Here is a 22024-nt window from a genome sequence, read left to right as displayed (position 1 = left end):
ACAGATTAACTTGGGAAGATATTTGCATCAAGAGGCGTTGAGCTAATTGATGAAAGCTAAAGCCGGGAGCTAAATAACTTGGCAAGAAGAGGTTGAATGAAGATGACTATGAATGACATGGCCCGCGAAACAGTCCTATTCCGTCGTGAACTAGGTGAAGTGCTTCGTGAGTATCGTCAACGGCAGGGGCGTACTCTCCGCGAAGTCTCATCTGATGCTCGAGTTTCACTTGGATATCTTTCTGAAGTTGAGCGCGGACAGAAAGAAGCCTCATCTGAGTTGCTACACTCTATTTCTGTCGCACTTAATGTTCCAATGAGTCATATCTTACGTCTCGTCGCTGATCGTATTGATATAGCTGAAGGACGTATTCCGCCAATGATGCGTAAGCCGCGAATTCCAGATTCTGTCCCTGAATCACTCGTTCGTGCAGAGCTTGCTGCTATGCGTGGCTAACAGTGAAATATACCGAGTTTTGGCAATGCGTTGAGCGTGCTTTTCCGGAGGGATTAGGGCGCGGATTGGTAATGGACTTAGTCCTGCCGGAACTTGGGTCAGTAACTGCAGCGCAAGCATTGAAGGATCGGGTTGATCCACAAGTTGTATGGACTGCACTTCGTCGTGCAATGGATCTTCCGGAGCGTTACGACTACCTACATAAAATTAACCCTCGGGATATAACCTAGATGGGGACGACGGGAGGCACTGGCCTCCCGTCGTCTTATGTATAAAGCGCGCATGATTTAGGATGCGGTGTGTCGACTAGAATTCGAACATCTGTTCGGTTAGAGTTTTCCACGGGACACGAAGCTTATTTTTCTATCCACAATGTTGAAAGTGACTTCGTTTTATGTCGGAGGTCGGTCATAAGCTGTTCCCATGAGGTGCTCGGAGAGAGATTTTCATGCTAGAGACCTGTTCTGTTCAAGAATTACAATCACGAATGTGAGGAGCTGTCATGGCTGCTAAGGATAAAGATGCGCGTACAAAAGCGCTAGAAACTGCACTAGGTCAAATTGATCGTCAGTTTGGTAAAGGATCTGCCATGCGGTTGGGGGATGCTCCACCGCAGCGTGTTGCGGTCATTCCTACCGGCTCACTCGCATTAGATGTTGCCCTCGGTATTGGTGGTCTGCCTCGGGGGCGCGTGGTTGAAATTTATGGTCCAGAATCATCGGGAAAAACCACGGTCGCGTTACATGCTGTAGCGAATGCTCAAAAGCTTGGAGGAATTGCCGCGTTTGTTGATGCGGAGCATGCATTAGATCCAGAGTATGCGCGCAAGCTTGGCGTTGATACGGATGCATTGATTGTCTCTCAGCCAGACACTGGCGAACAGGCGCTCGAAATTGCCGATATGCTGATTCGGTCTGGCGCACTTGATATTATCGTCATTGATTCCGTTGCGGCTCTCGTGCCGAAAGCCGAAATTGAAGGTGAAATGGGCGACTCTCACGTTGGCCTTCAAGCGCGATTGATGTCCCAAGCCCTTCGTAAGCTTACTGGAGCACTCTCAGCTGCTGGAACAACTGCGATTTTTATCAATCAGCTACGTGAAAAAATCGGCGTCTTTTACGGTAATCCAGAAACTACTACTGGAGGCAAGGCGCTTAAGTTTTATGCGTCAGTTCGTCTTGATGTACGGCGCATTGAAACCCTTAAAGAGGGCTCTAACCCAATTGGAAATAGAACGCGCGTTAAAGTTGTCAAGAATAAGATGGCGCCGCCATTTAAACAAGCTGAGTTCGATATTCTCTATGGTAAGGGCATATCTACTGAAAGTGGCATCATTGATCTAGCTGTCGATATGGGAATCGTCCGGCGGTCCGGTTCATGGTACACCTATGAAGGAGACCAGCTAGGACAAGGAAAAGAAAAAGCTCGTCAGTTCCTGCAGGATAATCCAGAGATATCAGAGGAGATCGAACGTAAAGTTCTCGCCTCTATTGGTATTAACAAAGATGGAACCCCCATTGAAGAACCTGAGGAAGCTCCGGAACTCTAGCACGTGAGCGGGGTGGTTAGGCATAGCTTGATCACCCTGCAAGGTATGTATTTTTATGGTTAATTACGCAGAAGATGCAGACGAAAGCATTCGTAGGAGAAAATATAGATCTGCCGCGGAAATTGCTCAGCGCAAACAAGAGCGGGCAGCAAGACGCAGCGAAGAAGAGTGGATCCAATATGCGAGAGACCTGTGCTATCGCCAATTGGGAATGATGGAACGATCCGTTTTTCAACTGCGACAATCAATGGAGCGTAATCTTGTTCCGCAGAACATTATCGACCAGACCATACAATCGTTTTGCGAAGCAGGCTTAGTCGATGATGAGCGGTTCGCATCGATGTACGTTAGATCAAAATTTGCCGAAAAAACTATTTCGCGTCGTGGTTTACACCAAGAACTGGTCCGCAAGGGCATCGCGCAAGAGATAATCAGCAGAGCTGTTAAACAGATTGACAGTGAGGCAGAACGTGATGCGGCGCTCGATTTTGCGTGCCGGCGAATCAGGTCAATGGCATCGTTAGAACCGCTAGTCATTCGGCGACGATTGTATGGTGCGCTTGCCCGGCGAGGCTTTTCGCCGGATCATGTTAGGTATGCCGTGGAGTCCGCGCTCGATTCTATCGATTCGGATTCGGCTAACTATTGATGCGTCTAATATCGCATTCGCTTGAGGTGCTTGCGTGTGTACCTTCTACTAAACTGACCGGTTGTAGGGCAGACAGACAGATAGGGCAGAAATGAACGATATACTGGATCCAACTGATGTGAAAACCTATGCTGTGCGTACCCTGGGGTGCCAGATGAACGTTCATGACTCAGAGCGGATGGCTGGCTTGTTAGACCAGGCCGGAATTGTTCCCGTTGAACTTGTTCCCGAAAAAGCCGCTCGTGCGACTGAAGCCGGTGATCAGGGCGCCGATATTCTCGTGATTAATACCTGCTCAGTTCGCGAAAATGCTGCCAATAAATTATTTGGGCAGCTTGGGCAGCTCAAATCTGTGAAAGACGCTCGTCCTGATATGCAAATTGCTGTTGGAGGTTGCCTTGCGCAGCAGTTGCGGGACGGTATCATCAAGCGAGCTCCGTGGGTAGATGTTGTCCTAGGAACACACAATCTTGATGTCCTTCCAACTTTATTAGAACGTGCGCGGCATAATAAAAAAGCCGCAGTTGAAATTGAAGAGTCCCTCAAGGTTTTCCCTTCGACTCTTCCGGCGCACCGAGAATCGGCCTATGCTGCGTGGGTTTCTATCGCTGTGGGCTGTAACAATACCTGTACTTTTTGTATCGTTCCGCATTTACGTGGAAAAGAACGCGATCGCAGGCCGGGAGAAATTTTAGCCGAAATAGAAGCAGTTGTTGCTCAGGGAGCAATTGAAGTTACGCTGTTGGGACAGAATGTCAATTCATACGGCGTTGGTTTTGGGGATCGTGGCGCATTTGCTAAACTGCTTCGCTCATGTGGCGATATTGAAGGTCTGGAGCGTGTTCGCTTTACCTCACCTCATCCGGCTGCCTTCACTGATGATGTTATCGATGCGATGGCAGAAACTCCTAATGTTATGCCATCGCTACATATGCCGTTGCAGTCCGGATCTGATCGCGTTTTGCGTGCGATGCGACGCTCATATCGTTCAGCGAAATTCCTAGGGATCCTAGATCGAGTTCGGGAGCAAATCCCGCACGCGGCAATCACCACCGATATTATTGTCGGTTTCCCTGGCGAAACCGAGGAAGACTTCCAGCAGACCCTTGACATAGTGGAACAATCGCGTTTCTCTTCGGCGTTCACATTCTTATACTCGCCTCGTCCAGGAACTCCAGCAGCGGATATGGACAATCAGGTTCCAGCCGAGGTTGCTTCGGAACGATATCAACGCCTCCTTGCATTACAGCAACGTATCACTTTAGAAGAGAACGAAAAATTAGTCAGCCAGCGCGTTGATGTTTTAGTCTCTCACGATGGAGGACGTAAGGACACTCAGACTGCTCGAATTACCGGACGTGCAGCTGATAACCGGCTCGTGCATATCGGGCTACCCGATCACAGTGCTCACAATATTCGCCCGGGGGACATGGTCTCTGCAGTCGTGACACACGCTGCTCCATCGCATTTGGTGGCTGATTCTGCTCTTAGTGGTGGTCTTTTTGAGGTGCGCCCCACTCGTGCCGGTGACGCATATGAAGCAAGCGAACGGCGCAAAGCACACCTTGCTGAAGAAGCTGCGGGGCGTGCTCCAGTCTCACTTGGTATTCCGAGCATTCCGGTACGGAAGAAATAGCCAGTATGGCATTGCCAGTCATAGCCGTCGTCGGACCAACTGCGTCCGGAAAAACAGCTCTATCTATCCGTCTAGCCCAGTTTCTTGGCGGATCTGATCGGGTAGAAATTATCTCGGCAGATGCCATGCAATTATATCGTGGCATGGATATCGGCACTGCGAAAGCTACCCTAGAAGAGCGTCAAGGAATTGTCCATCACCAACTAGATGTTCTTGATGTCTCGCAAGCTGCTTCGGTTGCTGCCTACCAACAATATGCTCGAGAAGATATAGCAACAATCCATCAAGCCGGTCGTATTCCTATCGTTGTTGGTGGTTCTGGGCTATATGTTAGTGCGCTCCTTGATGAGCTTGATTTTCCGGGTACTGATCCCCAGATTCGTGCAGAGCTAGAAGATCAGTGGAAACATGATCACGGTGCGTCGCTTATTGCAGAGCTACAAGAAAAAGATCCGGTCACTGCACAGACAATCAATCTTTTAAATCCGCGGAGAGTTATTCGTGCGCTAGAGGTAGTTCGGCTTACAGGGCAGTCGTACACGCCTGTGTTTCCTCGGCACACCAGCCACTATGAAGAAACTATTCATATCGGCGTCAGACGAGATAAAACAGAGTTAGAACAGGCCATTAGCTCACGTGCTCAAATGATGTTTGACTGTGGATTAATAGCAGAAACTGAACAACTATTAAAAAACGGCCTGCGGGAAAGCCCGACCGCTCATAAAGCAACTGGGTATGCTGAGGCAATCAGCGTGCTCGATCAACAGATGGATATTCCGCAAGCAGTGGAATCAGTGGCTTTCCATACTCGCCGGCTGGCGAAGAAACAGCGCACTTGGTTCCGGCGAGATCCGCGTATTAGCTGGGTTGACGTTGCTGAGAACAACGTCGAAGCTGCAGCCGATCAAGCTCTGCGACTTATCTCCGACGCGAGTGAAGAACTCTAAAGCCCTTTGCTGAACCAATCTTTTCAGTAGGGAAACCGGAATTATTGAGCCACTTGGCTAGCGAATCTGCGCCCAAGTTCTTCTGAACAACCCAGAATGCCTCCCCGGTAGGAGACAGCAAGCCCATCCAGGTCGCTAGCAACTCATGCAGGGCGTTTTTGCCTATGCGGATTGGCGGATTGGACCAGATAAGGTCGATACCTTTGTGCTGTCCTGCCGCAATTTCGCTCGTGAGCCGGGAAATCATATCGGGTGCTAGACCAACCTCAACGTTCCTAAAACCTGCGTCTACAACATTGCGTGAAGCCAAATCAAGAGCCCGTTCATTGACGTCACTAGCTAAAATTCTAGCCTGCGGGTATGTGTGCGCCAGCGCCAAGGTAACGGGGCCCCATCCACAACCTACATCGGCAACCAGTGCGTCGTCGGGAAGGTCAATAATCGGGACCTTATGCAGTAGTACGGCAGTGCCTTTATCTAACCCTGAAGGCGAAAAAACTCCGGCATCAGTGGTGACTGTCCATTGCTGCCCTAGCGCTGAATATGTGCGTTTGGTGGGAGCTGAGGCCACATGCGGAGAATCAGAAAAATAATGGTCATTCACCTACACAACGATACGTGGCACATGTGTGAATGTCCACGTTGGGCAAGGGGGAAAAGAAGTGAGATAATAGAGACCTAACTATAGTCATAAGGAGAACCCTATTTCTGCTAACAAGCCGTCACGTCCAGTTGGTTCTGACCAGCACGAAGAACCAATGAAAAAACACGTTGATCTATCCTCGTACGAAGGAACTGCGTTACAAGAGAATCCAGCTTACGAAGGGCAGTGGGCTGGCGAGTCTCTAGATCGTGAAGCGCGCTCTTCGCTGAAACGAGTATCAAGCCTAGCAACTCATGTGGACGATAAGGTTGATGTTGAGTACCGTCAGCTGAGGCTAGAACGCGTTGTGCTTGTTGGCTTATGGCAAGAAGGACCATACGAGGGAGCACAAGATTCGTTGCGCGAGCTCGCTGCATTGGCCGAGACAGCTGGTTCTACCGTTCTCGATGGCCTTATTCAACGCCGTCAGTTGCCGGATCCAGCAACCTATCTCGGCTCAGGTAAAGCGAAGGAGCTTGCCGAGATTGTACAAGTCCATGAAGCAGACACGGTGATTGTTGATTCTGAACTGGCTCCATCCCAGCGCCGTGCGCTAGAAGATGTCGTCAACGTGAAAGTTATTGACCGGACCGCATTGATCCTTGATATTTTTGCTCAACATGCCAAGTCTAAAGAGGGAAAGGCACAAGTTGAGCTTGCCCAATTAGAATACTTGCTACCTCGATTGCGTGGGTGGGGCGATTCGATGTCCCGGCAGGCAGGTGGTCGAGTTGCTGGTGGTGCTGGTATTGGTTCACGCGGTCCTGGCGAAACTCAGCTCGAACTTGACCGCCGTCGTATTCGTACCCGAATGGCAAAGCTTCGAGCAGATATTAAGGCGATGAAGCCGGCACGAGTGACTCGCCGGGCATCTCGAACAAAAAATGCAGTGCCAGCTGTCGTCGTCGTCGGGTACACCAACGCGGGGAAGTCGTCCCTACTTAACACGTTAACCGGTGCTGGCGTGCTTGTTGAGAACGCACTCTTTGCAACACTCGATCCTACTGTGCGGCGTACGGAAACAAAGGATGGGCGCCCGTATACGCTGACGGACACGGTAGGATTCGTGCGTAATCTTCCAACCCAATTGGTTGAGGCGTTTCGGTCTACACTGGAAGAGGTTGGTTCGGCAGATCTGCTATTACACGTCGTTGATGCCTCGCATCATGATCCTGTTGGGCAGATCCAGGCGGTGCGTAAGGTACTGGCCGATGTCCCCGGAGCGGAAAACGTTCGTGAGCTAATTGTATTGTCGAAAGCCGATCTTGCCGATCCGATCGACGTCGCTACGTTGCGTTCCCGATACCCAGAATCAGTTCTGGTCTCGGCGGTTACTGGCGAAGGTATCGACGAACTTTACGAGCGCATTGATCAGTTGTTACCTCGTCCAAATATTCTGATTGACGTGACGATTCCGTTCTCACGTGGGGATATCGTTTCCCGGATTCACGACGACGGCGAGATCTTCGCCGAGTCATTTACCGCAGACGGAACCCATCTTAATGCACATGTCACGGAGGAAATCGCTGGCATATTAGTCGATGCGGGATTGATGCACCGTGAGTGATGTCGAACCTTTGCTGTCGCAGGTTGTTGCTTCGGTAGGCGGCACTACACGCGAAGGGCAAGTGACGATGGCGCAACGGGTGGCACAAGCTCTTGAAGATGACGATCATCTCCTCATTCAGGCAGGAACTGGAACTGGAAAATCTTTTGGATATCTTGTCCCGGTCATGTCGTGGGCTGCTACCAGCGGCAAACGGGCGATTATTTCGACGGCAACCTTGGCTTTGCAACGTCAGATCATGTTGCATGATGCGCCACGTGTCAAAGATGCTTTGCATGGCGAATTGGGCCTGCACGTGGATATTGCGTTGCTCAAAGGGTGGAACAATTATGTGTGTTTACGCAAGGCTACCGGCGGTTACCCGGAAGAAGGAACGCTACTGTCACGTGCAGAGGGTGAAGTAGGAGCAACTGCGACGGGTGAGGAGATAGTCAGAGCGCGCGAATGGGCAATGAGTACAGATACCGGCGACCGGGACGATCTTGTCCCGGGAGTGTCTGATAAGGCATGGGCCCAAGTTTCCGTACCGAAACGAGAATGTATTGGAGAAAAATGTCCCGTCAGGCAGAGTTGCTTCCCTTATTTGGCTCGCGAAGCTGCAGATGAGGCTCCCGTCGTCGTAACTAATCACGCCATGTTGGGTATTGCAGCAACCGGTACACCGGTTTTGCCTGAAGCTCAAGCGTTCATTATCGATGAGGCTCATGAACTTGTTGATCGAGTTACTGGTCAGCTTACTCGGGTGTTATCAAAGTACGACATCACAAGTATCGCTCGACTCTTACGTAAATCAGGGCTAAGCGATTGTGATCTTGACGAATCTGCCGACGAATTAGTAGATCTTTTAGCAGATCTTCCTGAGGGACGAATCACTGCTTTTTCCCAAGATATGTTTGATGCAATTGCGCGTTTAACTGGGCGGATTCAAGAAGCTGGGGAGTACGCTACTGGCCTGTCTGGCAAGGTTGAGGATCAAGCAATTGCAAAACAGATTCTGCGCTCGCGGTTGAGTGAAATGGGGGACCTGTGTGATGATCTGCTTTCTGACGCGATTGCTAACGAAACACTTGTTGTCTGGAAAACTGAGTTTAGCGACGGCGTTGGGGTGTTGTATGCCGCGCCGCTAGAAGTTGCTGGCGCTATTGCCGATGAGTTGTTTGATAATCGAGCAACCGTTTTGACGTCGGCGACGCTGAAAATCAACGGTTCTTTCGATGTTATGGCAGTGCGAACAGGGCTAGATTTTCCGAGCCAAGGACCTTGGGAAGGTATAGACGTCGGCAGTCCGTTTACGCCAGAAAAGCAGGGCATTCTGTATGTTGCTAAGCATTTGCCTGTTCCTAGTAAGAACGGGTATGGGGACGAGCCGCTTGCGGAAATGGTAGAACTTATCCAAGCTTCGCATGGTGGTGCACTTGTTCTGTTTACCTCGCGAGCCGCTGCTGAGCGGGCTGCTGAGTATGTGCGGGATCGGGTAGATGTTCCAGTATTTGTTCAAGGCGAAGATCAGCTATCGACGTTGGTTAAAAATTTCGCGGACGATGAAGATGCGTGTTTATTTGGAACGATCTCCTTGTGGCAGGGGGTTGACGTTCCGGGCAGAACTTGCCGGTTGGTGATTATCGACCGGATTCCGTTTCCTCGTCCTAACGATCCGTTAATGCAGGCGCGTTCAGAAGCTGCCAACCATAATGGTGGCAATGGTTTTATGAGCGTTATGGCGACTCAAGCAGCTTTGTTACTGGCACAGGGAGCAGGGCGCTTGTTGCGTCGAACCACTGACCGCGGTGTTGTGGCGGTTCTTGATCCGCGGTTGCGAACGGCACGGTATTCGAGTTTCCTATTGGCGTCTATGCCGAAAATGTGGCCGACGACGGATCCGCGGATTGTTCGAGAGGTTCTACAACGTCTGGCGCAAGATAGTTGACGAACAAAGCTTCTCTCAGTGGAATCAGAGCGAACGTAGAACGGTGACGATCCGCCCAATAATTTGGGCGTTGTCTGCAGGAATTGGTGAGTAGTCAGGATTACGTGGAAGAAGCCACCGGTGGCCGTCGGTGCGAGATAGAACTTTCACAGTAGCTTCGCCATCGATCATTGCTGCCACGATTTCACCTTGCTCGGCATTTGGCTGGCGACGTACAACCACCCAGTCGCCGTCACAAATCGCAGCATCGATCATGGAGTCTCCACTGACTTGGAGCATGAAGAGCTCGCCGTATCCGGTTAGCTGACGGGGAAGTGGGAACGTATCCTCGATCAGTTGCTCCGCAAGAATAGGTGTTCCGGCTGCAATTCGTCCAACTAACGGAACGTTGACGAAGCTGATCGATGGTTCGGATGAAGGCTCCTCACCCCTGTTAAATGAAGCCGCAGCGTCAGGAAATGTTTCTGTACGAAACTCGCCAGTGCTGGTATCTAGCTGGCGACCAAGATCGGTGAGATCCAAAGTCCGCGATCGGTTGGGATCGTGGGAAATGATTCCGGCCTTTAGTAATGCATCAAGTTGATGTTTCACTGATGAAGGAGATTTCAGGCCGACAGCTTCGCCAATTTCTCGAACAGTCGGTGAATAGCCCTGTTGAGCTAGAAGGCTTTTGAGAGCATCAACGATGGCTAGCTGACGTTGAGTGAGTATTGGTAGCCGAGTCATTGGAGTTCTCTTTCTTGGCTTTCAGGGGACGTGGTTGAACAAACACAAAGCTAAGTCCTAACAGTGAATGATGATTCTGCTAGTGATCATCAAAGTATGTGGGAGGCTCATGTTTTGCTTATAACAAAGCCTAATGCAGATGCTGCAAAGAATCAAACATTTGTTCGGATGCTATCGAACAGATGTTCTAGACAAACTGCGGTACTTGTATTACCATTAGAACAGATGTTCGAACCAGGATTATGAGGAGCTGTTATGTCGGTTGTAGAGATGCGTGAATATGATGTCCGCGAAAAAGATGCTCGTCACCGCACAAAGCCATTATTAAAGGCAGTTCGTACACCAGTGCAGCCTATTTCCGATCGCGTGCGCACACCACGTCGCACCATTCGACCAGATCGGCCACAAAGTAATGGCTGTGGATTTTTATATGCCGTTCCTTCGGCTCAGACGCCTGCATATATTTCGGATGGAGACACGCAGTGGGTAGTGGCTAACCGCGCTCACGCGCTAGATGGAACTGGAAGGAATGTTGCTCGTACAAGTTCTTTGGAGATGGATTCGCTGTCTTTCCAGATGCAATCAGGTTATGAGCAATTGCGAGAGATGATCGTAAGTCTTCAGCTACGCAAAGTTTTTCAATTCATTGGGCTTATGGCTATGTCTGTGGTGGCGGGTCTTGCCGTTGTTGGGATTTTTGATTTAGCTCCTGATAGCGGACAAATTCGTGTTGTTCAGCCGGGGGAAACTGTAGCTTCTATCGCTTCTAGCCTCGACGCGCCGGTGGAGCCATCGCAGATCATTGCTGATATTTATGCTCTTAATGCCTTAGACGGGGGCTTAATTCAGCCTGGCCAGGAACTGGTTTTGCCACAATATTAATTTATATGAATTGTTTGATATGTAAAATGTGTCATGACGCGCTATTGTTGGAACATGCATTGTCCTTTCTGTCGCTACGCGGATTCGCGTGTTATTGATACTCGTACATCAGATGACGGTACAGTTATTCGTCGCCGTCGTGAATGCCCGCAGTGCAAACGGCGTTTTTCTACATCTGAAACCGCTACGCTTATGGTTATTAAGCGGTCGGGCACGTCAGAGGCATTTTCGCGGGAAAAAATTATTGCTGGCGTGGGCAAGGCATGCCAAGGTCGTCCAGTAACTGATGATCAACTTGCTGTTTTAGCACAGCAAGTTGAAGAGAGTATTCGTGCTCAGGGTCTTGCGCAGATCCATGCTCACGATATCGGCCGTGAGATCCTTAATCCACTCCGGCACCTTGATCAGATCGCGTACTTGAGGTTTGCCTCTGTTTATTCGAGCTTCGATACCTTGGAAGATTTTGAATCTGCTATTTCCCAGCTCCGTGCCGAAGAAGCACAATGATATAAGTAGCTTATAGTTCCCGTGTCCGAACACGATTAAAAAATGTGGGTGTAGCAACGTTATCGCTACACCCACATTTTCATATGAGGTCTAATGATAGTTAATCATTGTGTTGTTCTGGATCTACCTTGCTGTCTGAGTGACCGTCACGTTCATCCGATGTTTTCCCGGGATTGCCGTCCTTAGCGTTAAACAGACCTTGGCGATATTGTGACAACCACGCGGTGAAATTCTCCAGTGATAATCCTGTTTGACGTGCAGTCGAGTCGAGTTCTGCTTTGAGCTTCGTTTTATCAGAGGTATTTTGTACCAGCTCCGTGAACTTGGCTCGGACCATATCAAACTTATCTGAATTCTGCTCTGTCCAATCTTTCCAATCCTCTTTGGACGCCTGGGCTTTCTCGCGGATATTGGACCAGTATTCGTCAACCAACGATGATGCTGATGCTGATGCGTCTGATAGCTTCTCTCGCCACTGTCCCGAATTAAGCTCAAATGATGCAAGCTTCTCACGAACTGCGCGACGCATCACTTTCCCGATTTGCGAACGCGGAAGTTCGTCCAAAATAGCAATCGATTTCGGCATGGCATAATGTGATAGCTTATCCTCTGTCCACTGCCGCACTGCTTCGAGATCGACTTTTGAGCCCGGCTCAAGTACCAGAGCAGCAACAACTGATTCGGATAGTGAATCCGTTGGCATACCTACTACGGCGACATCTGCAACACCTGGCATCTGCCGTACTGCATCTTCAACCTGCGAAGGGTACACATTGAATCCGCCATTGATGATCATCTCTTTACGACGGTCAGCCATCACGACGAACCCATCATCCCAGCGTCCCAGATCTCCTGTGCGTAGCCAGCCGCCGTCCAGGAACGCATGAGCTGTTTCTTCATCATTGCCTAAATAGCCTTGGAAAATCTGTGGCCCACGCGCACAAACTTCGCCTACCTCATTTTCTTCGGTGATCTCACGGGTAGGATCTTCGGGATCTACAATTTTAATCTCTGTGGATGGGAACGGAACACCAAGAGTTGAAGGACGACGCGTGGGAGATATTGGAGAAGCGGCAATAACAGGTGATGCCTCGCTCATGCCGTAGCCTTCGATAAGATACCCGCCCGTCGCTTTTTCCCAACGTGTTGCTAGAGCAGGATCTAGAGCCATAGCACCAGAGACACAATACCGAATCGTAGACAGATCGGCTTTCTTTCCTGCGTCCAGTGCATCAAGAATGCGTTTATACATTGGCGGAACGCCTGCAAAAAATGTAATCGGATGACGTGAATGGCCAGCGAGCAGAATGTCGACGTCGAACGAAGGCGTCATGACGATAGTAGCTGCAGAATTAACACACACACTCAACGAAAGCTGAAGCCCGAAAGCATGGAAGAACGGCAGAACTGCACCAACTGTTTCGCGACCGCGGGCAAAATTGACTAGCCATTCTTCGTTTTGCTTCGCGTTTGCAACAATATTGCGGTGGGACAGTTTGACCGCTTTAGGAGTGCCGGTTGTTCCGCCAGTTTGTAGCAGAACTGCGATGGCGTCTGGAGAGACGTTGGAAGCCCGGGAAATATTTGATGGGTCTGCATACTTGACTTGGTTATCCCACGAATGCACTCCTGATGGTACATTGCCGCGAAGCTTCGCTCGCTGTTCGCGAGCTGCCTTAATCGGTAGTTTGAGTAGGAGCTGGGATTTTGTTGGCAATGCCTTCACAAGATTGACTGATAAATAGGTGCGATCGTGGAAATCTCCATCGCGCAACAGTTTTTCGATTGTTTGTTCCCACGCGATAACAACGGTGGAACCAACTAGGTCCAGCTGTGCATTCAACTGGGCAATCGGAGCTAGTGGGTTCAGCTCAGCAACCGTAGCACCCAACGCGATGACCGCATAAAATGCTGCGAAGTGCTGTGGGCAGTTAGGCAACATCAGTGATACGACATCGCCTTCGCGGACTCCGCACATTTTCAACACAGTGATGGAGCGTTCTACATCGTGAGCTATATCTTCATAGGTCCACTCACGTCCTAAAAAGTCAATAGCGACTCGTTTAGGGAAATCTGCGACAGCATCGACGAGCAAACGCTCCACTGTGATGTCTGGGATCTCGACAGTGGGGCTAACCCCTGCAGGGTAGTGCTGATGAGCACGTTGCATATTATTCATATCCGATCTCCTTCAGAAGTCCGAGTGGATAACGTGGTAGTTACAATTGTAAACCTACCAGACCGTAAGTTATGTGGGAAGCTGAAATTTGGGCGTGTTATTTCAATGCGTTCGGGAGATCATCGTGGGAGACAACCGCAAGCCGTCGAGTTGCCCTTGTCATGGCAACGTAGAGATCGCCAGGCCCTTCATCTGCAATATCCAATGGATTGACGACGATTACCGTATCGAATTCGAGGCCTTTGGACTCACGAGCACTCAACACATGAATGCGTTGTGCAACATCGGCACCTGTTTTGTCGATACTCCACTGGGCTAGGCTCTCGTTACTGAATATAGCCTGCTGAGTCTCAGCTAGGAGAGCCGTTGGTGCGATTATCGCCAATGTTCCATGGTTCTGCCCGTATTGTTGATCGAGTAATTCTGATTCGGCTGTGACTCGTTGTGCCAATGTGGACTGTAACTGCGATGTGTCTACGACGTCGGCTGCGTATGTATCGGGGAGATCCCGCACTGCCTGAACGGGGCGAACTGGGTGACCAATATAAGCCATCATGTCAGCGGCGCGCTCCAGTAAAGATGACGGAGTGCGGTAGGACATGGTGAGCTCATCGATCCGGGTAAATTCTCCGAGCGCTCCCAACGCCTGTTTCCACCCGCCACTTGGTGCACCTTGAGGACGCTGATCAACGTCCCCGACGATAGTCATGGATCGTGACGGGTTGCGTCGCATAATCATTCGCCACTGCATATCAGACAGTTCTTGGGCCTCATCGACGACGACGTGGCCATACGTCCATGTTCTATCCGCAGCTGCACGTTCGGCTAGAGTATCTGCCGAGGTGTCGTCGTACAAACGATCGGCAACGTCTTGGGCCTGAACAATTCCGCCACCTAAGTCCATTGATTTCATCGTGTCTGAAACATAAGCGTCGTGGCGACGCCGTTGATTTTCTACAGCTCGTTCTTCAGCAATTTGTGCGCTGGAGGAAAATTCGCCTAAATGTTCTGCTAATTCGTCCAAAATCGGAATATCCGCGCGAGTAAAACCGTGGGAGCGATCGCGGTGAAGCATGGTGCGTTGCTCTTCGCTGAGCTCGGGGGCAATACGTTCCAGGAGCTCAGGGAAATGATAAATGCGTGCGAGGAGCGTAGGCGCCGACGTCGGAAGCCAATGTAGATTGATCTCTCGGCGAGCATCGATCGATTCAATAATATCGCCGTAAAGAAAGTCATTATGCTCGAGGTTGATATCGAGCGAATCGGCTAACTGCTGTGCTAATTGCTCAATAAGGTACTTGGCATATGTATCACGGGCTTGGTTGTGCGGTTTTGCAGTGCGTCGCGCCCGGCGTTGTGCAGTTTCGACCATACGCGGAGTTAGTCTGAGCTTCTTGCCGTTGATAGTGATCGTCGCAGTGTCTAGTCGAGGCTTCTCTACGATTAAACGGATCGCTCGTTCGGCGATTTCTACCCAACGGATGTCTCCCTTTAGCTTCGCAATTTCCGGATCCTCCTGAACTGTAGCTCGGACCTGAGGCAGGAGATCGTCAACCGTCGTCGATACGACGTTGGATTCACCTAAGGCTGGCAAAACCTGATCGATATAGCGCAAGAAAATAGGTGAAGGACCGATAACGAGAACGCCGGAGTGAGCGAGGCGCTCGCGATAGGTGTAGAGCAAATAGGCGGCGCGATGCAGAGCAACGGCTGTTTTTCCAGTACCAGGTCCGCCTTGGACAACGAGAATACCGTTAACATCAGAACGAATAATGCGATCTTGTTCTGTTTGGATAGTTGCCACGATATCGCCCATGTGGCCATCGCGTGCTTTGCTCATAGCCGCAAACAAGGCACCTTCTCCGGTGAGGTTGAGATCGGCCGAGCCGGCATCGGAATCAGTAAGCAGTTCGTCCTCAACGCCAATGACTTCACGCAACCGGCTTTGAATATGCCGACGTCGGCGAATATTTCCCGGGTGGGCAGCTGTTGCTTGGTAAAAAGGTTCGGACTGCGGGGCACGCCAATCGACAAGGATGATGTCGTCGTCGGCATTACGCAAGGTGGTACGACCAATGTGATATATTTGCCCGTCGTTGGTATCCAAGCGACCTAAAACCAGACGATTTTCGACGTTCCGTAACCGAGTAAGATTATCTTCGTAGTGACTTGCGAACGAATCACGTTCGGAGACCTGACCCGGAGTTCCGCCGCCACCTTGGGCGCGAACTCTCGTTAGCTGTGCACCGTAATAATCCACCTGAGCGTCGAGCGCATCATAAGCTTGGGAGACAAAATGTTGTTCTTCTGCAATAGCTTTATTCTGTGTGGTTTGATTTGTCACTGGGGCCCCTCCGATAAAATCAAGTCACATAATTATTCCCTATTTTGCGCCAGAATGCACTATGAAAACGATCTAGTTTCAGCGACGCGAAGTTAACTTCTCATTATTCGATACAGACACTGGCGGGCAACATGATTTAAGGTAGGAGGAGAAGAATGAAGAGGAGTACTGATGCCGAATTATGTGATGTACCCAGAGAGCATGGGGGAGCTTACTGTTCCAACCCTAGTGATCGGATTGGTCGATCATCTCGTCGATCCCGGGGCAATTAGTCAGGCAGTGCATGCGTGCATTGATTTGCTCGACTCTGTCGAGGTTTGCTCTTTCGACGCAGATCCTCTTTATGACTATCGTGCGCAGCGACCAATTGTTACTTATGAGGACGGGCATTTAACGTCTAGCGCAGAACCTGGGATATCACTTGATCTAGTGACTGATGTTAATGGTCAGACATTCCTGTTTCTACATGGTACCGAGCCTGATTTCCACTGGCCTCGGCTGGCTGAAGATGCCCTTGAAATAGTCCAGAAATTTGGGGTCAAACGGATTTTTTCGATTCACGGAATGCCTGCGCCAATTCCGCACACTCGCCCGGCAGATATGCTTATTAGGACGACGACGGAAGTCGAAAATCCGGCAGTTGTCAAAGGACATGTGAGTCATCCTGCCTCACTCGCAGATTATCTTGAACATCAACTAGGACAGAGTGGATACCAAGCAATCAATATTAGAGTTCGTGTCCCGCTATATATGTCTCGATCTGATATGCCGTTCTTCTCTGGAGCGCTCGCGGTAGTGCGGCAACTAGCTACTCTGGGTGGGCCAACTGTGCCGTTAGGCGATCTAGAACAACACGAAGACCACCAGGTTGCTGAGCTTGCTGGCATTATTCAGCAAGATGAACAGTTTGCGGCGATGGTGTCCCAGTTTGAAGAAGAATATGATTCGTCTGACCAAGCGTTTGTGAAGCCGCATGATGAAGCGGGTCCGTTGCCGACATCGGAGGAAATCGGTGCCGCAGTTGAAAAATTCTTGGCAATGCAGAACTCGAATCCGTTGGAAGGCATTGTTCCTGTTCAAGATGCGCCTGCGAAGACTAAGGCTAAGGATCCCCAGTCGCAAGATTTTCGTACGCATTTGAAGAATTCGATTGCACAGCTGTTCAATCGAAAGCAAGAGGGCTAAGGCATCGACCATCCGATATCGGCATCGGTGACGGCTCGTTCACCACTTGCTTGGCGGACCAGAAGCTCTCCAGAAATGAGCCGAGCTGGCATAGCCAGCATTCGTAGCGCACGATCAATATGGGCGATATTGAGCTCTTTGCGTGAGGCTAACAAGATAATGTTTCCGAAACGCCGATTTTTGAATATTGCTGGATCTGCGATGGCACACAGGTGTGGAAACTCAGTATTGGCTGCTTGAACTTCCCGATATAAGGACCTTAGGCCTCGTTCGCCAGCGATGTTAACGCAGTAGATGCCTTCGGGTTGTAGAAGCTGGGCGGCGCGGGCGTAGGCTTCTCGAGTAGCTAGGTGAGCGGGAACTTTGCCGTTGGCAAATGTATCACGCACAATCACATGCCAGGATCCCGAATTGGTATCCAAGGTTGTGCGTGCGTCTTGAGCGCGTATCCGAAGAGCAGGTGAAGTGGGCAAATCAAAATATGATCGTGAAAGCATAGCTAACTCTGGATCAATTTCGATTGCCAGCTGACGCGAACGCGGCCGTTCAGCATTGAAACATCGTGCCAACGCGCACCCGGCTCCACCTAAATGAAGAATGCGTAGCGCAGTGGCTGGAGGAAACGTTGCATCGACTGCCGCTCGAATGTGTTGCATATATTCGAACTCTATGTATGTAGGGTCAGATAAATCGATCGCGCTAGATTCAGCCTCATCGATAAAGAGTGTCCGTAGTTGGTCTCTAGTTTCGATGCGAAGCTTAGACATTGACGTGTCGATAGTTTCAACTAGGGTTCTGCGTGCCATTTCTTTAGCATAACGATCGGTCCCACGCTACGCTAATGGTAACTATCGTTCCAAGGAGGAGTTCATGTCTCGGGCACCGCGTTCCGAATCGGCACGTCGATTTTGGGGTGACGACGATTCGGCAACTCCAATTCTACATATGGATATGGATGCTTTTTATGTCTCGGTAGAGCTCCTTAATCGGCCAGAATTAATAGGTCGGCCGGTAGCCGTTGGGGGACAAGAACGAGGTGTTATTTCAGCTGCTTCTTATGAAGCTCGTCGTTATGGTGTCAACTCTGCAATGTCAGTGGCACAAGCCAAGCGCCGGTGTCCCCAATTGGTTATTTTGCCAGCCCATCATGATCAGTATGCCGCTATTTCTAGCCGGATAATGGCGTACTTGCGTACGATAACACCATTGGTGGAACAGCTGTCAGTCGATGAAGCTTTCTTGGATGTTTCGGGAGCCCGCAAACTCTTTGGGTCACCGGTAGAAATCGGGCAGGCTATTCGGCGTTATGTTAGATCCTCCGAAGGAGTTGTGGCTTCGATTGGTATTGCGTCCACTAAGCATGTTGCCAAAGTTGCTTCAGCCCACGCAAAGCCGGATGGATTGCTGTTAGTGCCACATGACCGAACTCTCGACTTTCTACATACCTTACCCGTAGGAGCCTTATGGGGTGTGGGGGAGAAGACCCGCGAGCTATTGGCTCGTAAAGGGATTATCAACGTCGCTGATATCGCTACGGTAGGCCAGCAGCGGTTGATTTCAATTGTTGGTCAAGCACAAGGACAGCATCTGTACCAGCTTGCGATGGGCCGTGACGATCGGGCTGTAGTCCCAGAGCGCGAAGAGAAGTCGATTTCTCGTGAGCAAACTTTTTTCGAATCGCTTTTCGACACTAACGAGGCGTTGCGGGTGTTGCTTTACCAATCACATGATGTTGCTCGTCGGCTTCGCGCTCATAATGTTTTTGCCCGAACAGTTTCCATTAAAGTGCGTTATGCAGATTTTTCAACGTTGACTCGCTCGGTTACTTTGGGTGCTCCCACTCATACCGGTGCTGAGATCTATGAGGCTGCACGGGGACTATTTATGAATCTGCCAGCGCAGAGTTTAGGGATTCGATTGCTGGGTGTGCGCGGTGGTCAGCTCTCGCGTCCGGATGATGGGGTGCAACTAGCACTTGACGACGACGGCAGACGTTCGCGAGCAGAAGAAGCAATGGATTTAGTAAGACAAAAGTACGGAAATCAAGTACTCAACCAGGGATCGTTACTCGAAAACGGGCATTCTGATCCGTTCACATCTTGACCCTAGCAGTTCTTCGGGTATTGTGAAGATATAACGTAAATAGAAGGGAACCGTCTATGGCTCTGTCGGATTATGAGCGTAACATGCTAGAACAGCTTGAAGCCCAACTCAAAGGTGAAGATCCGAAGTTGGCAGAGTCGCTAGCGCCTGAAGACCCACAGCAAACACGAATGGCAATGTCTGCGCGCCATTTGGTCCTAGGTCTTATTGCTGCAGTGAGTGGTTTGGGAATCGTTGCCGTTGGTGTGGCTACTGAACTCATTATTGTCGGCGTTGTGGGTGCAGTCGTAGTCTGGCTGGGACTGATGTACATCGCGCAAGGAATGTCGAAGGTGACTATCACCGCGGACGGTGTGTCTACGCCGTCGGCAAAGCGTGCACAAAGTTTTATGGAACGCCAAAAGGCGGCGTTTGATAAGCGGCGTGATGAAGGCAGAATGTAACTCTGATCTACTAACACATAACCTCATAATTTAAGGCTGAAGCTTGATAGCTTCAGCCTTATTTTATTGTGACGGCGACAGTTGGTCTCCACTTCCCTCCACTGTAGGAAAAAGACGTGTCTAGGTTTACACGATCTTCTTAAGTCAATGCCTCTATACCGGACATTACGTTAAAGTGTATCAATATTCACTCCACTGCAATTATTGTTGATTTCGCAGTACTTTGTGAAAACAATTCCATGTTTGGATAACAATAGTGGTGGGGTTTGGATAACAATAGTGGTGGGTTTTGGGGTAAAGTGGAGGCAACGTTGTGAGGATGGGGGTGAATGATGTTTCTTGGCACGTACGAGCCTCGGCTAGATGACAAGGGACGTCTGATCCTGCCCGCCAAATTTCGTGATCAACTAGCAAACGGTTTAGTTGTCACCCGAGGTCAAGAACACTGTCTGTATGTGTTCCCATTTGCGGAGTTCGAAAACATTTTGGATCGGCTCCGTCAAGCTCCGATGACATCTAAAGAGGCACGCACATATACGCGTGTTTTCTTATCGGGCGCGAACGACCAGGTTCCTGACAAACAAGGGCGCATCACGCTTCCAGCTGCGTTACGCACGTACGCCGGACTTGATCGTGAGCTTGCGGTTATCGGTTCGGGTGATCACGTAGAGATTTGGGATGCTTCTGCATGGGAGACCTTCTTGACAACGAGTGAAGACGAATTTGCAGATCGTGAAGATGAACTGATTCCAGGCATTTTCTAGCGCGTTCTAGTGGCCTTCTTCCAACCCCCTGAGATAATTCCCCAATTTCAGGTGGTTGGCGGGGGACCAGTAGAGCGCATTGAGTGGAAAGAAAGAAGGGGTGTGCTATGCCATCAACCGCAGATAACAATGCACTGCATGTCCCAGTGCTGCTCAAACCGATCGTGGATATTTTGAGTCCTGCGTTGCAGGCAGAGTCCTGCCTCATTGACTGCACGTTAGGAATGGGTGGTCATAGTGAAGCGTTCCTTCGAGCGTTTCCTCAGTTGACTGTTATCGGTATTGACCGTGACGAACAAGCCATTGAACTTGCCAGTAACCGGCTTGCATCATTTGGTACACGGTTTATTCCCGTTCACACCACGTATGACGACGTCGATAAAGTTGCGCAAACATATGGACACGATGGAAAAGTTGATGCAATTTTGATGGACCTTGGAGTGTCGTCACTCCAGCTGGATGAGACCGAACGCGGTTTTTCCTACGCGCATGATGCGCCACTAGATATGCGTATGGATACCAGCTGTGGAATAACCGTAGCACAGCTTTTGGCAACTGCGTCGCATAGTGAATTGGCACGTATTTTGCGGATATACGGCGAAGAAAAATTTGCTCCGCAAATCGCGCGGGCGATTATTCGGCGTCGTGAAACAGCTCCGTTAGAACGCACTAGCGAACTAGCTGATTTAGTACGAGAAACGATTCCTGCTCCAGCACGACGCAAAGGTGGCAACCCATCTAAACGAACGTTCCAAGCATTGCGGATTGCGGTGAATAACGAACTAGACGTGCTTGAAGCTGCAGTCCCGCGCGCGATTGAGTCGCTACGAGTTGGTGGACGAATAGCTGTTGAATCGTATCAATCGCTAGAAGATCGCATTGTCAAAGAAGCATTCAGCGTGGGATTAAAATCCACCTCACCGCCGGGGCTACCAATGGAACTAGCAGATCATGCGCCATATCTTAAAGCGCTAACTCGCGGTGCACAGAAAGCCGATCAAGCCGAGCAAGAAACCAATCCGCGTTCTGCATCAGTTCGATTGCGCGCCGTTGAACGATTACGCGCAACACCAGCCCACATTGCCCAGCCCTACCGTCGTCAAGGAAGTACCTCATGATTGCCTCATCACAAGCTCGTAAGCTTAATTTTGCGCCGTCATCTCGCCCGATTATCGAGGCACCAGGACTACGGGTTGTTCCTACTCCAGCGGCTGCTCGTGGCTTCGTTGGAACCGTCGTCGTATGCGCGCTTCTCTTCTTCGGGGCCCTCGCTACAGCTTTTTATCTCAATACTCTCATGGTAGCTGGTGCCTATGAGCTCAAAGATATTTCAGTCGAGCATAATGAGGCTGCAGCCCGAGTATCAACGTTGACAAGCGAAGTGATTGAAGTTTCTTCGCCGTCGAAACTACGTCAGTCTGCCCAACTGATCGGTATGGTTCCAGCTAAATCAATGTTCTACATTGATGCGGAAACCGGAGCTATCATTGGGCAACCCGAAGGTACTAAATAGTACC

The 22024-nt window shown here is 50.2% G+C and carries 21 protein-coding genes; 16 read left to right on the top strand and 5 right to left on the bottom strand.

Translation table 11 applies throughout. The features are described from left to right. Positions 1 to 96 precede the first annotated feature (96 nt). The 6 genes from KSO86_RS03425 to miaA all read left to right on the top strand — a co-directional run bounded on the left by KSO86_RS03425 (position 97) and on the right by miaA (position 5237). Positions 97 to 456, top strand: a complete 360-nt coding sequence (locus tag KSO86_RS03425) for a helix-turn-helix domain-containing protein (RefSeq protein WP_091281988.1) — start codon at positions 97 to 99, stop codon at positions 454 to 456. Between the two features lie 2 nt (positions 457 to 458). Then, a complete protein-coding gene (locus KSO86_RS03420; RefSeq protein ID WP_216378930.1) occupies positions 459 to 686 on the top strand; it encodes a DUF3046 domain-containing protein in 228 nt (75 codons plus the stop codon). Between the two features lie 272 nt (positions 687 to 958). Then, entirely contained in the window at positions 959 to 2005 is a 1047-nt protein-coding gene (recA, locus tag KSO86_RS03415) for a recombinase RecA (RefSeq protein ID WP_216378931.1), read from the top strand. A 55-nt stretch (positions 2006 to 2060) separates the two neighbouring features. Beyond that, entirely contained in the window at positions 2061 to 2654 is a 594-nt protein-coding gene (locus KSO86_RS03410) for a regulatory protein RecX (protein ID WP_216378932.1), read from the top strand. 91 nt (positions 2655 to 2745) lie between these two features. Continuing rightward, positions 2746 to 4290: a tRNA (N6-isopentenyl adenosine(37)-C2)-methylthiotransferase MiaB gene (gene miaB, locus KSO86_RS03405; RefSeq protein WP_216378933.1), complete on the top strand. Its 1545-nt coding sequence runs from the start codon at positions 2746 to 2748 to the stop codon at positions 4288 to 4290. A gap of 5 nt (positions 4291 to 4295) precedes the next feature. Next, a complete protein-coding gene (gene miaA, locus KSO86_RS03400) occupies positions 4296 to 5237 on the top strand; it encodes a tRNA (adenosine(37)-N6)-dimethylallyltransferase MiaA (RefSeq protein WP_216378934.1) in 942 nt (313 codons plus the stop codon). On the opposite strand, the gene KSO86_RS03395 is transcribed toward miaA, so the two are convergent. Further along, the gene (locus tag KSO86_RS03395) at positions 5209 to 5841 is read right to left on the bottom strand and encodes a class I SAM-dependent methyltransferase (protein ID WP_216378935.1); all 633 of its coding nucleotides are present in this window, start codon (positions 5839 to 5841) and stop codon (positions 5209 to 5211) included. The genes miaA and KSO86_RS03395 overlap by 29 nt on opposite strands. A 154-nt stretch (positions 5842 to 5995) precedes the next feature. On the opposite strand from KSO86_RS03395, the gene hflX reads away from it, so the two are divergent. Both hflX and KSO86_RS03385 read left to right on the top strand, forming a co-directional pair. Beyond that, a complete protein-coding gene (hflX, locus tag KSO86_RS03390; RefSeq protein ID WP_216378936.1) occupies positions 5996 to 7447 on the top strand; it encodes a GTPase HflX in 1452 nt (483 codons plus the stop codon). Then, positions 7440 to 9374, top strand: a complete 1935-nt coding sequence (locus tag KSO86_RS03385; RefSeq protein WP_216378937.1) for an ATP-dependent DNA helicase — start codon at positions 7440 to 7442, stop codon at positions 9372 to 9374. Before hflX ends, KSO86_RS03385 begins: the two co-directional genes overlap by 8 nt. A gap of 24 nt (positions 9375 to 9398) precedes the next feature. On the opposite strand, the gene lexA is transcribed toward KSO86_RS03385, so the two are convergent. After that, positions 9399 to 10100 carry a transcriptional repressor LexA gene (gene lexA, locus KSO86_RS03380; protein ID WP_216431824.1) on the bottom strand — a complete coding sequence of 234 codons (702 nt, stop codon included), beginning with the start codon at positions 10098 to 10100 and terminating at the stop codon, positions 9399 to 9401. A 255-nt stretch (positions 10101 to 10355) separates the two neighbouring features. Between lexA and KSO86_RS03375 the strand changes: the two genes are divergently transcribed. Together KSO86_RS03375 and nrdR are read left to right on the top strand one after the other, a co-directional pair. Beyond that, positions 10356 to 10982 (top strand): LysM peptidoglycan-binding domain-containing protein, encoded by a 627-nt coding sequence (locus KSO86_RS03375; protein WP_216378939.1) that lies wholly within the window; start codon positions 10356 to 10358, stop codon positions 10980 to 10982. Positions 10983 to 11036: 54 nt separating this feature from the next. Beyond that, the gene (gene nrdR / locus KSO86_RS03370) at positions 11037 to 11489 is read left to right on the top strand and encodes a transcriptional regulator NrdR (RefSeq protein ID WP_091281955.1); all 453 of its coding nucleotides are present in this window, start codon (positions 11037 to 11039) and stop codon (positions 11487 to 11489) included. Positions 11490 to 11589: 100 nt separating this feature from the next. On the opposite strand, the gene KSO86_RS03365 is transcribed toward nrdR, so the two are convergent. Then, positions 11590 to 13668 (bottom strand): AMP-binding protein, encoded by a 2079-nt coding sequence (locus tag KSO86_RS03365; protein WP_216378940.1) that lies wholly within the window; start codon positions 13666 to 13668, stop codon positions 11590 to 11592. Positions 13669 to 13765: 97 nt separating this feature from the next. After that, on the bottom strand, positions 13766 to 16012 hold the full coding sequence (locus KSO86_RS08645; protein ID WP_216378941.1) for a HelD family protein: 2247 nt from the start codon (positions 16010 to 16012) through the stop codon (positions 13766 to 13768). A 171-nt stretch (positions 16013 to 16183) separates the two neighbouring features. Here KSO86_RS08645 and KSO86_RS03355 point away from each other — a divergent pair, with 171 nt between their 5' ends. Beyond that, positions 16184 to 17197, top strand: coding sequence for a PAC2 family protein (locus tag KSO86_RS03355; RefSeq protein ID WP_216431822.1), 1014 nt, complete (start codon positions 16184 to 16186; stop codon positions 17195 to 17197). Here the strand turns inward: KSO86_RS03355 and KSO86_RS03350 are convergent. Further along, positions 17194 to 18003 carry a spermidine synthase gene (locus KSO86_RS03350; protein WP_216378943.1) on the bottom strand — a complete coding sequence of 270 codons (810 nt, stop codon included), beginning with the start codon at positions 18001 to 18003 and terminating at the stop codon, positions 17194 to 17196. The two genes, KSO86_RS03355 and KSO86_RS03350, sit on opposite strands and share 4 nt — an antisense overlap. Positions 18004 to 18067: 64 nt before the next feature. Between KSO86_RS03350 and dinB the strand changes: the two genes are divergently transcribed. From dinB to ftsL, 5 genes are all read left to right on the top strand, one after another. Continuing rightward, positions 18068 to 19300, top strand: coding sequence for a DNA polymerase IV (gene dinB / locus KSO86_RS03345; RefSeq protein ID WP_216431820.1), 1233 nt, complete (start codon positions 18068 to 18070; stop codon positions 19298 to 19300). Positions 19301 to 19356: 56 nt separating this feature from the next. Next, positions 19357 to 19743, top strand: coding sequence for a DUF3040 domain-containing protein (locus tag KSO86_RS03340; RefSeq protein ID WP_216378945.1), 387 nt, complete (start codon positions 19357 to 19359; stop codon positions 19741 to 19743). A gap of 332 nt (positions 19744 to 20075) precedes the next feature. Continuing rightward, the gene (mraZ, locus tag KSO86_RS03335; RefSeq protein ID WP_091282699.1) at positions 20076 to 20507 is read left to right on the top strand and encodes a division/cell wall cluster transcriptional repressor MraZ; all 432 of its coding nucleotides are present in this window, start codon (positions 20076 to 20078) and stop codon (positions 20505 to 20507) included. 107 nt (positions 20508 to 20614) lie between these two features. Next, positions 20615 to 21625, top strand: coding sequence for a 16S rRNA (cytosine(1402)-N(4))-methyltransferase RsmH (gene rsmH, locus KSO86_RS03330; protein WP_216378946.1), 1011 nt, complete (start codon positions 20615 to 20617; stop codon positions 21623 to 21625). After that, positions 21622 to 22020 (top strand): cell division protein FtsL, encoded by a 399-nt coding sequence (gene ftsL, locus KSO86_RS03325; protein ID WP_216378947.1) that lies wholly within the window; start codon positions 21622 to 21624, stop codon positions 22018 to 22020. The genes rsmH and ftsL overlap by 4 nt, the downstream gene beginning before the upstream one ends. Positions 22021 to 22024 lie beyond the last annotated feature (4 nt).

Origin of the sequence: Arcanobacterium phocae (genome assembly GCF_018913465.1) — a bacterium.
GTDB classification, from domain to species: Bacteria; Actinomycetota; Actinomycetes; order Actinomycetales; family Actinomycetaceae; genus Arcanobacterium; species Arcanobacterium phocae_A.
Note: the sequence above shows the minus strand (reverse complement) of the source record. Positions and strands in the feature narration are given on the sequence as shown.

Coding starts and splice junctions, on each gene's coding strand:
- KSO86_RS03425 (WP_091281988.1), top strand. CDS start 97: ATGAAGATGACTATGAATGACATGGCCCGCGAAACAGTCCTATTCCGT.
- recA (WP_216378931.1), top strand. CDS start 959: ATGGCTGCTAAGGATAAAGATGCGCGTACAAAAGCGCTAGAAACTGCA.
- KSO86_RS03410 (WP_216378932.1), top strand. CDS start 2,061: ATGGTTAATTACGCAGAAGATGCAGACGAAAGCATTCGTAGGAGAAAA.
- miaB (WP_216378933.1), top strand. CDS start 2,746: ATGAACGATATACTGGATCCAACTGATGTGAAAACCTATGCTGTGCGT.
- miaA (WP_216378934.1), top strand. CDS start 4,296: ATGGCATTGCCAGTCATAGCCGTCGTCGGACCAACTGCGTCCGGAAAA.
- hflX (WP_216378936.1), top strand. CDS start 5,996: ATGAAAAAACACGTTGATCTATCCTCGTACGAAGGAACTGCGTTACAA.
- lexA (WP_216431824.1), bottom strand. CDS start 10,100: ATGACTCGGCTACCAATACTCACTCAACGTCAGCTAGCCATCGTTGAT.
- KSO86_RS03375 (WP_216378939.1), top strand. CDS start 10,356: ATGTCGGTTGTAGAGATGCGTGAATATGATGTCCGCGAAAAAGATGCT.
- nrdR (WP_091281955.1), top strand. CDS start 11,037: ATGCATTGTCCTTTCTGTCGCTACGCGGATTCGCGTGTTATTGATACT.
- KSO86_RS03365 (WP_216378940.1), bottom strand. CDS start 13,668: ATGAATAATATGCAACGTGCTCATCAGCACTACCCTGCAGGGGTTAGC.
- KSO86_RS03355 (WP_216431822.1), top strand. CDS start 16,184: ATGCCGAATTATGTGATGTACCCAGAGAGCATGGGGGAGCTTACTGTT.
- KSO86_RS03350 (WP_216378943.1), bottom strand. CDS start 18,003: ATGGCACGCAGAACCCTAGTTGAAACTATCGACACGTCAATGTCTAAG.
- dinB (WP_216431820.1), top strand. CDS start 18,068: ATGTCTCGGGCACCGCGTTCCGAATCGGCACGTCGATTTTGGGGTGAC.
- KSO86_RS03340 (WP_216378945.1), top strand. CDS start 19,357: ATGGCTCTGTCGGATTATGAGCGTAACATGCTAGAACAGCTTGAAGCC.
- mraZ (WP_091282699.1), top strand. CDS start 20,076: ATGTTTCTTGGCACGTACGAGCCTCGGCTAGATGACAAGGGACGTCTG.
- rsmH (WP_216378946.1), top strand. CDS start 20,615: ATGCCATCAACCGCAGATAACAATGCACTGCATGTCCCAGTGCTGCTC.
- ftsL (WP_216378947.1), top strand. CDS start 21,622: ATGATTGCCTCATCACAAGCTCGTAAGCTTAATTTTGCGCCGTCATCT.